General features: G+C 55.9%; 13 protein-coding genes. 5 read left to right on the top strand and 8 right to left on the bottom strand.

The annotated features are described in order from the left end of the window. The first annotated feature begins 30 nt into the window (after positions 1-30). The 3 genes from FE783_RS30120 to FE783_RS30110 are packed head-to-tail and all read left to right on the top strand — an operon-like array spanning position 31 to position 4,496. Positions 31-645, top strand: coding sequence for a hypothetical protein (locus FE783_RS30120; RefSeq protein ID WP_138883102.1), 615 nt, complete (start codon positions 31-33; stop codon positions 643-645). A 19-nt stretch (positions 646-664) separates the two neighbouring features. Then, the gene (locus FE783_RS30115) at positions 665-3,814 is read left to right on the top strand and encodes an ATP-binding protein (protein WP_238403310.1); all 3,150 of its coding nucleotides are present in this window, start codon (positions 665-667) and stop codon (positions 3,812-3,814) included. A gap of 4 nt (positions 3,815-3,818) precedes the next feature. Further along, complete coding sequence (locus tag FE783_RS30110) at positions 3,819-4,496, top strand: response regulator transcription factor (RefSeq protein WP_138883101.1); 678 nt, start codon at positions 3,819-3,821, stop codon at positions 4,494-4,496. Here FE783_RS30110 and FE783_RS30105 read toward each other — a convergent pair. The 6 genes from FE783_RS30105 to FE783_RS30075 form a co-directional block, all read right to left on the bottom strand. Beyond that, complete coding sequence (locus tag FE783_RS30105) at positions 4,468-4,773, bottom strand: hypothetical protein (protein ID WP_138883100.1); 306 nt, start codon at positions 4,771-4,773, stop codon at positions 4,468-4,470. The two genes, FE783_RS30110 and FE783_RS30105, sit on opposite strands and share 29 nt — an antisense overlap. 58 nt (positions 4,774-4,831) lie before the next feature. Further along, a complete protein-coding gene (locus FE783_RS30100) occupies positions 4,832-5,626 on the bottom strand; it encodes a hypothetical protein (RefSeq protein WP_138883099.1) in 795 nt (264 codons plus the stop codon). 27 nt (positions 5,627-5,653) lie between these two features. Next, positions 5,654-6,424, bottom strand: a complete 771-nt coding sequence (locus tag FE783_RS30095) for a hypothetical protein (RefSeq protein WP_138883098.1) — start codon at positions 6,422-6,424, stop codon at positions 5,654-5,656. A 183-nt stretch (positions 6,425-6,607) separates the two neighbouring features. After that, entirely contained in the window at positions 6,608-7,042 is a 435-nt protein-coding gene (locus tag FE783_RS30090) for a BrxA/BrxB family bacilliredoxin (RefSeq protein WP_138883097.1), read from the bottom strand. 195 nt (positions 7,043-7,237) lie between these two features. After that, on the bottom strand, positions 7,238-7,639 hold the full coding sequence (locus FE783_RS30085; RefSeq protein WP_138883096.1) for a DUF3905 domain-containing protein: 402 nt from the start codon (positions 7,637-7,639) through the stop codon (positions 7,238-7,240). A 158-nt stretch (positions 7,640-7,797) separates the two neighbouring features. After that, positions 7,798-8,520, bottom strand: a complete 723-nt coding sequence (locus FE783_RS30075) for a prolipoprotein diacylglyceryl transferase family protein (RefSeq protein WP_138883095.1) — start codon at positions 8,518-8,520, stop codon at positions 7,798-7,800. Positions 8,521-8,619: 99 nt separating this feature from the next. Between FE783_RS30075 and FE783_RS30070 the strand changes: the two genes are divergently transcribed. Continuing rightward, positions 8,620-9,696 carry a metallophosphoesterase family protein gene (locus FE783_RS30070; protein WP_138883094.1) on the top strand — a complete coding sequence of 359 codons (1,077 nt, stop codon included), beginning with the start codon at positions 8,620-8,622 and terminating at the stop codon, positions 9,694-9,696. Positions 9,697-9,822: 126 nt separating this feature from the next. Then, on the top strand, positions 9,823-11,100 hold the full coding sequence (locus FE783_RS30065; protein ID WP_138883093.1) for a BaiN/RdsA family NAD(P)/FAD-dependent oxidoreductase: 1,278 nt from the start codon (positions 9,823-9,825) through the stop codon (positions 11,098-11,100). A 336-nt stretch (positions 11,101-11,436) separates the two neighbouring features. On the opposite strand, the gene FE783_RS30060 is transcribed toward FE783_RS30065, so the two are convergent. Both FE783_RS30060 and FE783_RS30055 read right to left on the bottom strand, forming a co-directional pair. Continuing rightward, positions 11,437-13,104 carry a right-handed parallel beta-helix repeat-containing protein gene (locus FE783_RS30060; protein WP_138883092.1) on the bottom strand — a complete coding sequence of 556 codons (1,668 nt, stop codon included), beginning with the start codon at positions 13,102-13,104 and terminating at the stop codon, positions 11,437-11,439. Between the two features lie 25 nt (positions 13,105-13,129). Beyond that, complete coding sequence (locus tag FE783_RS30055; protein ID WP_158302122.1) at positions 13,130-14,470, bottom strand: ABC transporter substrate-binding protein; 1,341 nt, start codon at positions 14,468-14,470, stop codon at positions 13,130-13,132. Between the last annotated feature and the right edge of the window lie 38 nt (positions 14,471-14,508).

Here is a 14,508-nt window from a genome sequence, read left to right as displayed (position 1 = left end):
ATCATAATCATTTTATGAAGGGGGAACGTAATGGAGCTCAATAAGGTTGCATACAGTCAAATTGCGGATCAGCTGGAAACGGGCGATCTTTTATTTTGCCATGGGATCGTGGCGGGAAGCTTGCTTGTCGAGAAACTGGAACATTGCCAATGGTCGCATGTGGGGATGGTCGTACGTACGGCCGACGGGCAAAATTTGCTCTGGGAATCGACAACGGCCGATCAATTGCAGGATGTCCGATTCCACGTGAAGAAGACCGGTCCGCAGCTTGTCCGATTGATCGACAGGATGACGACTGATGTAAGCAACAATACGGATACGCTGTTCGCCATCCGCAAGCTGAACGCTGCTCGCTCCCCGGGGATGATCGACGCCATGAACGCGTTTATCGGCGAAGTTCATGATGCCGTGTTTCCAAGCGAGGCCAAAATGTACTTCGAGGTGCTGGAGGGGAAGGTCGGCATCAAAACGTCTTATGCGGATTTTTTCTGCAGCAAGCTGGTCGCGGCCACCTACATCCGAATGGGACTTCTGTCCGCAGAACGGGTTCCGAATGACTATGAACCGAAAGATTTCGCTTCGACGGGCCACGTCCGACTGCAAAACGGCGCCAGCTGGGGCGAGGAGATGCTGATAACGCCATGAGGCTCGGCCGGCAGCGGATATGAAACATTTCTGGATGTCCGGTCTGATCGTCTTAATCGTCTTGCTCACGGCGGCGCCGGAGGCACGGGCAGCGAACGCGGGCTTCGCTCCCCCATCCGTACGCGAAGGGGTATTGAATTTGTCCGGTTGGGATTTGGCTTCGGACGGTCCGGTTCCCCTTGATGGGGAGTGGGAATTGTACTGGGACAGGCTACTCGCGCCAAACGATTTTCTGGCCGCTCCACGACCGCCCGTAACCGGTTTCATCGACGTGCCTTCGTTTTGGAGCGAATACGCGGTAGAGGGCGGCCATTTGCCACGCTACGGTTATGCCACCTACCGGCTCGTTATTACCGGCAATCGCAGCGAGGCGCCGATGGGCATCAAGCTGATCTATGCGTATTCCGCCGCCAACATCTGGGTGAACGGCAAGCCGGTGCGGTCGTTCGGCCAGCCCGGCTACACCCGGCAAGAGGAAGTGCCGCGGTTCGCTTCCTCTTCGGTCGTCGACATTGGTCCGGTCGGCGACCGAATCGAGCTGGTGATCCAGCTGTCCAATTTCAACAATCCCCAAGGCGGGCTCATCAGCGATTTTGTTATCGGCACTTCGGAGCGTCTTCATGCGATGAAGCAGCGGGAAGTGATGGAGGACTGTCTCGTTTTCGGCGCGCTGCTCATGATGTCGGGCTATCATATGATTTTGTACGCGCTGCGGCGAAAGGACAAGTCTCCGCTTTATTTCTCCCTGTTTTGTCTGTGCATCGCCGTCCGTACCCTACTCTCGAATTCCAGGTTCGTGATCGACCTTTATCCGGACATGTCCTGGGCGTGGTGGGCCAAGCTGTCTTACTTGACCGTGTATGTCGGGCTGTTCGCCCTCGCGTCGTTTATTTATCATTTGTTTCCATCCCATATAGCCAAGCCGATATTGCGGTTTATGCAATGGTTTTGTGCCGCATTGACATTGCTCTTAGCGCTGACCGACATTCGCGTGTACGACAAAACGCTGCTGCCGTTCGAAATCGCGGCGCTGCTCTTCATGCTCTACTCGATCTATGCGGTCATCCGGGCGGCGCGGGCCCGTCAGGATGGGGCCTATTTGTTTCTTGCCGGTTTTATCGTCATTTTGCTGGCTGCGCTGAACGATATGTTATCGCGCCTGACCGTAATCACGACTCCGGCATTGCTGCAATACGGGGTGCTCTTCGTCCTCTTTTTACAATCGGTCATTTTGTCGATCCGCTTCTCCAGATCGTTTGCGCAAGTCGAGCGGCTGTCCGAACGATTGCTGTCGCTGGACAAGCTGAAGGACGAGTTTCTGGCCAAAACGTCGCATGAGCTGCGGACTCCGCTCGTCGGCATTATCGGCATAACCGAATCTTTGCTGGACGGCACGCTGGGGGAACCGTCCCCTCAGGCCAGGCTGATGCTGCAATTGATCCGGACGAGCGGCAAAAGGCTGTCGCATCTGATCAACGACATCCTCGATTTCGCCAAGCTCAAAAACAAGGATCTCCATATCAAGCCAGTCGCGGTGGACGTCGCCGGAATGACGGAGCTCGTATTGGCGCTGCTGCAGCCGATCGCTTCCAAAAAGGGGCTCGCCCTGGAAAACCATGTCACGGCCGGCTTGTTCGTCCATGCGGACGAGAACAGGCTTCAGCAAATTTTACATAATTTGATCGGCAATGCGATCAAGTTCACGGACGAAGGCTTCATAAGCGTATCTGCGCAACCCGTGGATACTTATGTTGCCATACGCATCGCGGATACGGGCATAGGCATTCCGGAAAGCGGACTGAACCGGATTTTCGAGTCGTTCGAACAATTGGATTCGGTGATGGAACGTCATGGCGGGACCGGCATCGGACTTGCCATTACGAAGCAACTGGTCGAATTGCAGCAAGGCAGTATTACCGTTTCTTCCACCGTAGGCGAAGGCTCGGTCTTCACCTTTACATTGCCGGCGGTCGTTTCGGCGAGAGAGCTTCTCCCGGAGCTTGACGGAGTCCCTGCAGCAGCGGAGGTTGCGGCGGAAAAAATAGAAGTGGCAGCGGCGGCGGTTCCCGTGCCGGTAGCGAAACCCGTGCGGGACGGGCAGGCGGAAGCGCCTATCGTCATGATCGTCGATGACGATCCGATCAATATCCAGGTGCTCGTAAGCTTTGTCGGCGGAACATACAGGGTCCTGGAAACATGCAACGGTCTCGAGGCTGTCCGCTGGATTCGCGAAGGGGTTAAGCCGGATATCGTTTTGCTCGATATTATGATGCCTCACATTTCCGGCTTTGAAATTTGCCGGCGGATCCGAACCGAATACAATTCGGGGGAGATGCCCGTCTTGTTCCTGTCGGCCAACAATCAGATTGCCGATTTGACCGCGGCTTTCGAGCTGGGGGCCAACGACTATATCCCGAAGCCGGCCGATAAGCAGGAGCTTCTGGCCCGAATCGGCATGCATTTGCGGCTGGCCCAGTGGAATCGTTCCTTGGAGAAGGAATTGACGATAAGGACGGACAAATTGGAAGCCGTCATGCGGGAAACGGCTCGCGCCTTGTCGGAAATTTCCATATTGGAGGAACGAAGCCGCATTGCGCGGGACATTCACGATAAAGTGGGACATACGCTTACCGCTTCGATCGTACAGATGGAGGTCGCGATGATGATGACGGATAAGGATGCTCGAGCGGCGGCGGAGAAGCTGCAATCGGCTTGCGAATTGACTCGCCAAGGGCTGCGGGAAATGCGCCAGTCCGTCCATATGCTGTACGAGCAATCCGCCGATTTGGATTTGTTCTCCTCGCTGCTCAAGCTCGTTCAGGATACGGAGAAATACGCGGAAGTCGTCATCGAGCGGCAAATCGAACCGATCTCGCACGCTCTGCCGCCCGAGCAGGAAAAGTGGATATATCGCGCTCTTCAGGAAGGGATAACGAACGGCATCCGCCACGGCCGGTGCAATTGGTTCAAGTTTGCGTTGAAGCGGACGGGCCATCACATCGAATTCATTCTGGAGAACGACGGGCTTCCCTTCAAGCCCGGCAAATTCGGACTCGGACTGACCGCGATGAAGCAGCAAGCGGAGCGTTGGCAGGGCACCTTCCAAATCGGCTCCGACGGGGCGGCGGGCTGCCGTCTCGAAATCACCCTTCCGATTCAAAGGAGGTAAGACCATGCGAAAAATTCCGATAGTCATTGCCGAAGATCAAGCGATCGTCCGTGACGGGTTAACCGCCATTATCGGGATGCAAGCGGATATGGAGGTGATCGCCTCCTGCTCGGACGGCCTGGAAGCGTACGAGTCCGTTCGGCGATGGCGCCCGCGCATCGTGCTTATGGACATTAAAATGCCCGTGATGGACGGCATTGCCAGTACCAAAAAAATCAAGGAAGATTTCCCGGACACGATCGTTCTCATCTTGACCACCTTCTCCGAAGATCAATACATCGTAGACGGACTGGTGAACGGCGCGAGCGGCTTTCTGCTGAAAGATCTCCATGCAGCTAAGCTGGTATCGATTATCCGGGAAGCGGACAACGGGGAGTTTTTCGTCCCTTCGGCGATTGCCGCCAAGCTGGCCGGGCGGCTGAGAGAGATGTCGGCCGGTCCCGTCACGCCGCTGGCGGAGGAATTTACTCCCCGGGAAATCGAAGTGATCGAGCGGCTCATTGAGCGCAAGAGCAACCGGGAAATCGCCGGGGAGCTTTACCTGACCGAAGGAACGGTGAAAAATTATATAAGCGTCATTTACGAGAAGCTGGGAACGAACGATCGCGTTAAGGCGATTTCGATGTTAAAAAGCTTTCGGCTTCCTCAACCTTCTAATGATTATACACCCGATCGAACGTAAGCCCTTGGAGAGGCAGCGAGTCCCAGTCTACGTTTTCCGTCGTGGCAAGCCGCTGTTTCGTTTGGGTATGGAATACCCAGAAGGATCCCTCATATTTGATGCCGTTGCCTTTGCCGCCTTGCGCCAGCAGTTGAATCGGTTCATTGTCCAGAATGTGCTGCACGCCCTTCTGCGTATCGTCGTTGCATTTGCCCCAGATGCTGTCCGTGATGCAAATGTTGACGGCTATTTTCGCGCCGCTCGGAGTCTGGCATTGAAACATTTTGGCGATATGCATGTGTTTCATCTCCCTAATGATTAAGTATGGTAACGGATCCCGCCGTCCGGAATCTCCCTCAGTTGCCGGACAACGGAACGTTCGCTATAAAATCTTCAATGTTTTTGCCGAGCCTTTTCTGTACGGCGTCTCTGACGTTGGCATACAGGCTTTCGTTCAGAGTCATCGACTGGACTCCCTTATAAATCGTAGTGCTGGAGCTTTTGTAGTGGGCGAACAGGAAGTCGGTCTGCGTATCGGATGAGCTGAAGTAAGCGCCAAGCGTATGCATCGCCAGCGCTCCGTTCGTTTCCGTAACCGCGCCGATCTGGAAATTGCCGGCATTGCTGCCGACCGCATTATGACCGAACAGCTTGATCCGGCCGTCATCGTCCTTCAGCTTCTTCAGCGCATCGATGCTTGATCTGACAACGGCGTATTCGTCGGCGGTAAAGGCCGCCTTTACAATATCCAGCACGACATCATCCAACTGGAACGAGCTGCTGGATACGCCGTATAGCTGGAAGTCGAAGCCTTGGGAAGTCCAGGCCAAAGCCCCGAGCGTGTTCAAGTAAGTGCTGTACCAGGTTTGCGCGTCCGTTTCGCGATTCGCGCTGGCATTGGCCGCAAACTGGGCGAACAGGGTGGAATCGAGCACATCCTGACGGTTTTGACCGGATACGCCGCTTACGAAAGAGATCACGCTCCCGGCAGTGATATTGGCTGAAGAATCGTTTTTGCCGTGGTTATCTTGAGCGATGGGCGGCTTGCCGCCAGCGTTTAGGCCTTGCAGGGCAAGCGGGGCAAGGTCGGGCATCGACAGCTTGACGGATTGAATGAAATCGATCGATTGTTGCACGTCGGCAATATTCATAATGAAACCTCCTATTTTTTCGCTGGTTCAGCTTAATGGAATCGAAACGATGAATTGTTGAATTTGGGTGTTCAATCTGCTCCTCACGGTGCTCCTCATGCGGCTGTATACATTGTCGTTCAACACCATCATTTGTGACGATGCGAACAAATTCACGGAAGCGGCTGCGTATTGATCGAATAAAAAATCGGCGGGAATTCCTTGACTATTGAACAGCACGGCCATCGTCTGCATTTGGACTTGATCGCCCTTGGCATTCTCCGCGACTCCCAGCTGAAAATTGCCCGCGCTTGCGGTGACCGAGTTTACGCCCAGCAGTTGGATGCGACGATCCGTGCTTTTGAAGCTGCCGAGCGCCCGAAGCATCACGGTCAGACTATCCTGCGCGCTTTTGGTCCATGTGCCGGAGGTCAGCTCGAGAATCGCATCGAACAATTGAAATTGTTCCGGCAATTGCGCGTACTTTTGAAAACGGAATCCGACCGTATTCCAGCCGAGCAAAATTAAAGTTTGGACGTAGACCGAGTACCACTGATCGGTTTCGGTATCCCTCTGATAACGGCCGTTGGCCGCGAATTGGGCAAACAGCGTGGATTCGAGAACGTCATCCCGGTGCTCGTCGCAAATACCGGCGGCGATAGACACCAGACTCCCCGCGCAAACATGGGAAGAGCCGCACGATTTGTCGGTCCGGGTCGCAGCTGGTACCGTTTCCCCCGAGAGAACGCTTTCCGTCAGTTCGGGATAACGTAGACTTATGCTGCCGATCAAGCCGAGCCTCTCCGTCAGATCGATCATGTTCGATTCACCTCCTTCTGTTCAAATCATAAGCGGAGCCTGCTGAAAGGAGTAGTGACCGGCGGTCATGCTTCGGTCATGGAAAAGTCAGGGGAGGTCATGAAGCGCGCGAAGGACAAACCGCCGAGAGCAGCAAAAAACCGCCGGGGCTTCCCCCGACGGCACGGCTTGCATCCTATTCAATTAGCGGCAAAACCGTTCGAACGCTTGAGTCAGATCGGCGGCGATCTGCTCGGCCGACCGGTTCTCGATTTGATGGCGCTCGATCATGTGCACGAGCTCTCCGTCCTTCATCAGCGCGATGGACGGGGACGACGGCGGATACGGCGCGAAAAATTCGCGTGCTTTGGCAGTCGCTTCTTTGTCTTGTCCCGCGAACACCGTGAACAGGTGATCGGGCGTAATATCGTGCTCCAGCGCTTTGGCTACGCCGGGACGGCATTGGCCTGCGGCACAGCCGCATACCGAGTTGACGACTACGAGAGAAGTCCCTTTAGCCGCATCGAACTGCTCCACCACTTCCTCAGGCGTCCGCAGCTCCTGAATGCCGAGTCGGGTCAAGTCGTCCCGCATCGGTTGAATCATATCGCGCATATAGGATTCGAATGACATCGCCATTATCGCTTCACTCCTCCATGATTCGCAAGTTTCGAATCGAAAATGTTTACTTTCTCCCATTATACATCTCCGACTTGCGGAAGCAAAGCCCCTAAGAAAGCAAGAGGGTTTCCAGGCGGACTATTCGCTGCAGCGGCGGCTGTGGCTTGCGATGTTGCGCTGCGCTCGGTCAGTGGGGCTATAACGGCTTGTCCCTTACTGCTCCCGATCCCCTTCATCGTCTTCCAAATTATATGCGGAATTTTTGTCGCGATGCATAAATCGTTCGCCCTGATCCGACGGAGCGATCCCTTTCTCGAAAAGGTCGCGGTTCTCCGCCGTTCGAAAACCTATATCCTTGAACGGATGCACCCACTGGTCTCCCGCCATGATGAACGGGTCGGTCTCCTCCGTCCACTGGCTGAGCGGAGATTCCGGCGATTCGTAAATATGGTCCCCGATCGTCACGCCGAATTCGTTAACGAAAGGCTCTCGCGGGCCTCTCCCTTCCGTAAATTGCGGCAAAAAGTTGATTTCGAACGGATCCAGCGTCGCGTCCTCGCCGCCCGTCTCCCGGGTGCCGGAATCGGAATGCAATTCGTCTCGATTATTGTCCATGGCTGCTCCGCGCTTCAAACGGAGGGCCGGTTGGGCCCGTTTAGCTTTTTATCGGCGGAGAGACCGGCGTCCCCGCGATTTTTCCCGTTCTGCCCGGCTTGTCGGCGCTGCGCCATAGAATCTTGATTGTTCGTCTGCTTGATTGACATAAGTTTACGTCATCTCCCTTCGGCTTTATTATGCATCGAATAAGAGAAAATGATGCCAGCCCCCGCCAAAACAAGCGTCTGCCATTGAAACGCCGACAACAACATAACGGACCGCTGCGGCACATCGGCGAACGAGACGGCAAGCATGCCCAACCCCATATACATGGCCGCTACGCGGAACAACTCTCCCGTGCCTAGCGATTTACGGCGAATCCACATAAACAACGCCACGATGGCGGCAACCATGACGGTATAAGCGGAAACCGGATGATAACGGTATTCGGGGTCGTTCAGCACAAGCCCCCAAGGCAGCGTTGTCGCTCTTCCGTACTTCCAGTCGATGGCGGCATACACGATGACGGCCGCGACGGCGCCGAACGACATCAGGTCCAGAAATAGCCGTGCCGGGACGCTGCTGCGCCTCAGCTTCAGGATCAAGTATAGGACAGCGGCCGTTATCGCCAACCCGGCCTCCCGCGTCCCTCCGTTCATCATCATCAAAGCGAGCGGACGGTTCCAGACTACCGAAGGGGCAAATAAAACGTGTCCGAACTTCCAAATGACGAACGCGATAAAAGCGGCGTTCTGCAGCAATTCCGCCGCCTCCTTGGCGGGAGCTCCATGTGTTCGGGACAGCCAGCGCACGGCAAAAATCGCGGTCATCACGGCTGCAATAACAGCCAATAAGCCGATTTGGATCGCGAAAGGTCCCCACGAAATTAACTCGGGCAAACAAATCCACTCCGTTTCAAGATGAATAAGCAGGACCCGTCCATAACAACCTAATAGACGGCTTACAGCGAGCCAAGATGCACGAATGGAGTGAGCGCCTTGACCGTTTTTCACACTTTATTTCGAATAGCCGCCGTTGCGGCAGCCGTTTCTTGGATCATTATCCCGACGGACGGTTCCGCTTCGATCCGAAGCGCTGCAGCCGCACCATTCCCGGCTTCGACCGAACGCGACAAACCTCTCGTCACCTTTTCGCTATTAAGCGACATTCATGTGCAGGAAAACGACGAAATGTCGCAACAATTATTCGTGAAAGCGCTTAAAGATCATTATAGCATAAAGTCGGACAACCATATGCTCTTAATAAACGGAGATTTGACGAATGGCGCGGGTGAAGATTTCGACATGCTTCGCCAACTGTTGAACAGTACTCCGCATGCTCCGGTGCATGCTACTATGGGCAATCATGAGTATTACGGCATGTGGCGGCACGGCAGCCATTACAATTACGCCAAGCTGAGCAAGCAGTGGAGCTCGGTCAAAGCGACGGCCCAATTCATGGACTTCTTCGGTTACTCCAAAGCGTATCACGAAACGACCCTGCAAGGGGTGCCGTTTCTGTTTATGAGCGGCGAAGCATATCGGGACGTCGATGCATCCTTTGCCGAGGACGCTTACTTATCGGAGGAGCAGTTGGTCTGGCTTGATACGAGACTTGCCGAACATCAAGCACGACGAAATGCGAAGCCCGGCGGAGGAACAGCTGCTCGGGGAACGGATCTGCCCGCACTCGTGTTTCTCCATCAGCCGCTGCCGGGTACGCTTGACGGCAGCTCCCTCGAACGGGGAGTCGTGCAGCACGAACGTCTGCGCGCCATCCTGGAGAAGTATCCGTTCGTCGTGTTGTTCTCGGGGCATACCCACTGGGATTGGGAAACGACAAACCAGCTGTGGCGCGGTCCGTTCGTTGCTGTCGGAAGCGCTTCGGTACGCATCGTGTATGGTCCCGACAACAAGCCTCTCCATCCGGCCAAAAGTGAAAGCTTGTTCGTCGAAGTATACGACGGGCGCATCGTCGTACGGGCGATCGACCACGAGGACGGCCGTTGGATCGGAGACCCTGCCGTTATTCATTGGGGCGGCGGCGGTGCTGGATCGAGGATGCCGAGCCAATGAGCAGTCGGTCGGGACTGCCGCATGTGAGACGGGCTGTACCCGGCAAAGGGCGTTTTTCTTTTATCCGCAAACACGTTACAATGATTTGTAATGACCCCGTCGACATGCGGGAAAAGGAGATTTGTTGTGAGTTATGACGTTATCGTAATCGGCGGCGGCCCGTCCGGCCTGATGGCATGTATCGCTGCCGCAGCTGCGGGAGCGAAAGTGATGCTCGTGGACAAAGGGGACAAGCTCGGACGCAAGCTGGGCATCTCCGGCGGGGGCAGGTGCAACGTGACCAATGCCAAGGAGCTGGACGAGCTCATCAAATTTATCCCCGGCAACGGCCGGTTTCTGTACAGTGCGTTGAATACGTTCGGCAATCGGGACATCATCACCTTCTTCGAAGGTATGGGTATTCAGCTGAAGGAAGAAGACCGGGGCCGGATGTTTCCGGTAAGCGACAAGGCGAAGACGGTCGTTGACGCACTCGTAAACCGGGTACGCGAGTATGGCGTGGCGGTTCGCATCAACAGCCCGGTCGATCGGGTCGTGTACGAGGACGGGCATGCGGCAGGAGTACGGCTGCGCTCGGGCGAACGGCTCAAGAGCGGCTGTGTCATTATCGCCACCGGCGGGAAATCGGTACCGCATACGGGTTCGACCGGCGACGGTTACGCCTGGGCGGAGGAAGCCGGGCATACGATTACCGAGCTGTATCCGACCGAAGTGCCGATCACGTCCTCCGATGCTTATATCCAAACCCGCGAGCTGCAGGGCTTGAGCTTGCGCGGCATTCATTTGGCCGTATGGAACGAGAAAGGAAAGCTGCTGGTCGAGCACGAGGGCGACATGATTTTCACCCACTTCGGCATATCCGGCCCCGCCGCTTTGCGGTGCAGCCAGTTCGTCGTGAAGCAGTTGAAGAAGACCGGGGGACGCACCGTCCCGATGACGATCGATCTGTTCCCGGACCGTTCGTCTGACGAAATCTATGCCGAGACGATGCGGCTTGCCCGGGAGGAATCCAAAAAAGCGGTCAAAAACGTGCTGAAAGGCTTTTTTCCCGAGAAGCTGATCCCGATTCTTCTGAAAAAGGCCGGTATCCCGGACGACCTCACGTATGACAATATTCCGAAGCAGCCTTGGACGGAGCTGGCCAGAATCGCTAAAGCGTTCCCGCTTCGCGCGAACGGCACGCTGTCCATCGAGGAAGCGTTCGTGACAGGGGGCGGCGTTCATCTGAAGGAGATCGATCCGAAGACGATGCAGTCTAAGCTTATGCCGGGCTTGTTTTTTTGCGGGGAAGTGCTGGACGTGCACGGTTACACGGGGGGCTACAATATTACCGCCGCCTTCTCGACCGGGTATACGGCGGGCAAGAACGCGGCTTTGACGAGCGGCACAGCAGGCAGCAGCTAGCAGCGGATTGCCCCTAGCAATGGAACCGCACGATGCTGGGCTGTACTAACTGCAATCGAAAATAACAGTATTCTGGGGCTCTTATTGGTGGACAATGGAAGCGGGGTGCGATATAAGAGCTGCTGGAGACTCTTATCCACAATCAAATCACCCGATTCCAGCACATTACCACCAAAAAGGAGCCCCAAACGCCTCTTATTTATTCAAAAGTCCCGATTTTCTCCAAAATAAGGCGTGCAAAAGACTGCTATCGCCGACAATCGGCCACGCCGCCCCTCATTCAACGGCATGCCGCTGCCCGCCGACATCAACCCCTGGCCAAGTCGAAGTGAAGAACTAAGCTTGCGCGCCGACCACAACCCCGTCCGTATCGGATACGGGATCACCTTTCTTAATCCGCAGCCGTCCGGCCGCGTCCACCCACAAGCAATACGCGCCGAGGCGTAGCGGCTTGCCCGTAAAGTCGCTTCCCGCGGTCGCAAACCCCTGGTCCGAGCTCAGACGGACCGACGACTTGAGCCCGCCCGTCGCGGGGTCCGGCCCGAACGCCGCCGTCATCGCGCTGCCGTTACCGAACTCCATCGCACCGCTCGCCTTGATCCGGAAGCGCGGAAGCGGCTCGTTCGCGCCGACCGTCGCCTGCAGCAGCGTATCCGCGGCGTCGCCGAGGGCGTACTGCAGCGTTCGTCCGACGAGCACTTGATTCAGCAGCGGCCCCGTATCTCCGGTATCGTCGATATAGTAAGCGATATTCGCCGCCCCGTTCGTCGTCACCTTGGCCGGGTTGCCTTTCGTCGTGAACCAGTAGTTGCCCCGGATGCTTACCCCTTTGACCCAAGTCGCCAGCCGAATGTAAGACGGTTTGCCGCTGTTTACGCCGTAGAAGTAATTGTTGTAAATATTGGCGCCCTCTACATAGCTGCAAGAAACGTCGTAGCCGGTCGGCGCATTGTCACCGAACAGGCACCCCATGACGGTGGCAGCCACTACCTTCTTCTGATCGAACCCGGTCAGCTGCACGCCCGGCAAATTCGTCGTTTTGCCGTTGCGGTTGAAGGCGCAGTACAGAATCGACGGCTGCTCGGCATTTTGCGCCAGCACGCCGGCTTTGGCGTTGTCGTGGACGGAGCAGCCGAATATGGTGCAATTGGAGGCTACGTGATTCCAGTAAACGCCGTTGCCGCCGTTCTCGTGGATAACGCCGCCGACAATCGTCATCACATTGCTGAACTGGAAGCAATATACGCCGTGGGAGCCGTTCTTGCCGATATCGCAGTCGTTCAAGGACAACGAGTCGCCGTACCGCCAATGAACGCCTACGCCTCCATGGCTCTGAATGACGCAGCGGTTCAAGCCGCACTTACCGCGCCCCCGCTTCATTGTGTACAGCAGATACACTCCCGCCCCTGACTGAGCGTTGCCGATAATGCCCAAATCTTCGATCCAGAAATTGACGAGCATCTGAACGTTATCCGGCTCGTAAGGAGTTTCCGGTCCCGGCTTATATTCCACCGCGTTCGCCCCGTTCGCGTCGATGTTGAGCAGAATCGAAGCGCCGGCATTTTCCCCTTTCAGCGTGACGTTGGACTTGGCCTTAATGCCCGTAATCTTGTATTGGCCCTTGGGGAAGAAGACAATCCCGCCGCCCGAGGCGCTGACGAAATCGATCGCCGCCTGAATTTGCGCCGTATTGTCCGCATTCGACGGATTCGCCCCGAACTGTGGGTCCGTTACGGACGAGTACGTTCCTCGGCTCCAAGCCGGTCCGCCCCCGTTTCCGCCGCCGTTGCCCCCGCCGAGTTTATTGCCTTCGGACTCCTTCAGCAGATCGAGCGCGTGGACCGTCCCGCTCCCTACTAATGCAGCCCCCGCCACTCCTATGGCGGACAACACCGCTCTTCTGCTCAGCTTTCCTCTGCGGGCTCCTTCAAACACCGCGCCCTCCGCCTGCTGCTTCACTTCCGGCTCTCCATTCTGCATCCGGTTCAAGTCCTTGTCTGTCATGGATCATTCACCTCTCCCGTTTCGGTTATTTCTTCGCCTTGCCCTTCTCCGTCTCGATCACCTTATCCGTTGCCTCCGCCGCCTGTCCGAGCCCGGTGTTGATATCCTTCTTCCCTTGAACCATTTCGTACCAGCTCGCGAGCAGCTTGGCATCGGCGATGCTTTGGTATTTCGTCTTCGGCGCCGGCTTCGCCAGCTTCTCGGGGACGAGCGCCTTCAGATTCAGTTTCTTGCCTTGGAAATACGGCGACTCCGTGCCGAACGCTTTATGAACATCCGGGTTGTCGAGCGAACTGATAAATCCTTTCTTCGAACGTTCCATCTGAAATTCGTCCGAGCCGAGATAAGCGATCACTTCGAACGACTGCTCCTTATGCTTGCTCATCGACGTGACGTAGAAATAGTAAGGGTAACCTTGCGGCCCTACGCCAGGCAGTTCCTTGAAAGTCGGCAGCGTCACCACGTCGATCATATCCATGTTGGGAGCGGCCCATGGGTTCCCGCCGCTTAGCGTCGCATGCATAGCCGATATTTTCTCGTCGAAAAACACGGCGCTCTGATACGCGAGCAGCATTTGCTTCGCATCGACCTCGTTGCCGGGAATCCGGTTGAAGCGCAAATAATTTTCCGTAAACCGGGCCCATTTCGCATCCGATGAGAATGTTGCCTTATCGGTCGTCGGATCGACATGAGGCAGTGAGAACGGGTTCAAGAGCGCCATATGCTGGAACGAGAACGTCATTCCGCGGTACTGCTTCCCCCCTTCCGTGCGGGTCATCCGTTTGGCCAGCTCATACGTTTCATCCCACGTCATGCCGTCTTTCGGGTACGCAACACCGAATTTATCGAAAAGATCCTTGTTGTAGAACATGGCGGCTGAGGAATTGCCGATCGGCAAACCATAGATGCCTCCGTTCGCCGCCTGCCGCATCATCTCGATGCTTGTCGGCTCGAACCGGTTCAGATCGTACTTGTACTTCTTCACCAGCTCCGAAATGTCGTACTGCAAGCCGTACTCCAGCAAATTCCCGTGCAAATGCCCGATCGAGCTCCATAAAATATCGATCGTTTTGCCGGCGGCGATCATGTCCGGCAGCGTATTCCCTTTCTCCAGCGGCGTGAAGACGGGCGTAACATGCGGGAACTTTTTCTTGATCGCATTCCCGTAGTCCTCCATAAACTTGTCTACCGTCACCCCGGTCGAGGTGTGGTAAAACTGGAGCGTAACCGGCTCCGCCTGGGCCTTCGGGGGCTGCGAGCCACCCCTCGGTTCCGTATCGGCACCCTTGGTCCCGCCAGTAGAACATGCAGCCATCAAGGTTGCGATTACCAAGCTTGGCAAAACGGCCAAACTCCGTTTGAACATTCCCATCTCCCTTTCGCTCTCATCCTCGGACCGTTCGG

Source organism: Paenibacillus mesophilus (assembly GCF_005938385.1).
GTDB classification, from domain to species: domain Bacteria; phylum Bacillota; class Bacilli; order Paenibacillales; family NBRC-103111; genus Paenibacillus_AB; species Paenibacillus_AB mesophilus.
This window is presented reverse-complemented; position numbering and strand designations above follow the sequence as displayed.

Bases quoted from the DNA above. Each gene is read 5' to 3' on its own strand.
- FE783_RS30100 (WP_138883099.1), bottom strand. From the start codon at position 5,626: ATGAATATTGCCGACGTGCAACAATCGATCGATTTCATTCAATCCGTC.
- FE783_RS30090 (WP_138883097.1), bottom strand. From the start codon at position 7,042: ATGGCGATGTCATTCGAATCCTATATGCGCGATATGATTCAACCGATG.
- FE783_RS30095 (WP_138883098.1), bottom strand. From the start codon at position 6,424: ATGATCGATCTGACGGAGAGGCTCGGCTTGATCGGCAGCATAAGTCTA.
- FE783_RS30085 (WP_138883096.1), bottom strand. From the start codon at position 7,639: ATGGACAATAATCGAGACGAATTGCATTCCGATTCCGGCACCCGGGAG.
- FE783_RS30060 (WP_138883092.1), bottom strand. From the start codon at position 13,104: ATGACAGACAAGGACTTGAACCGGATGCAGAATGGAGAGCCGGAAGTG.
- FE783_RS30120 (WP_138883102.1), top strand. From the start codon at position 31: ATGGAGCTCAATAAGGTTGCATACAGTCAAATTGCGGATCAGCTGGAA.
- FE783_RS30105 (WP_138883100.1), bottom strand. From the start codon at position 4,773: ATGCATATCGCCAAAATGTTTCAATGCCAGACTCCGAGCGGCGCGAAA.
- FE783_RS30055 (WP_158302122.1), bottom strand. From the start codon at position 14,470: ATGTTCAAACGGAGTTTGGCCGTTTTGCCAAGCTTGGTAATCGCAACC.
- FE783_RS30115 (WP_238403310.1), top strand. From the start codon at position 665: ATGAAACATTTCTGGATGTCCGGTCTGATCGTCTTAATCGTCTTGCTC.
- FE783_RS30110 (WP_138883101.1), top strand. From the start codon at position 3,819: ATGCGAAAAATTCCGATAGTCATTGCCGAAGATCAAGCGATCGTCCGT.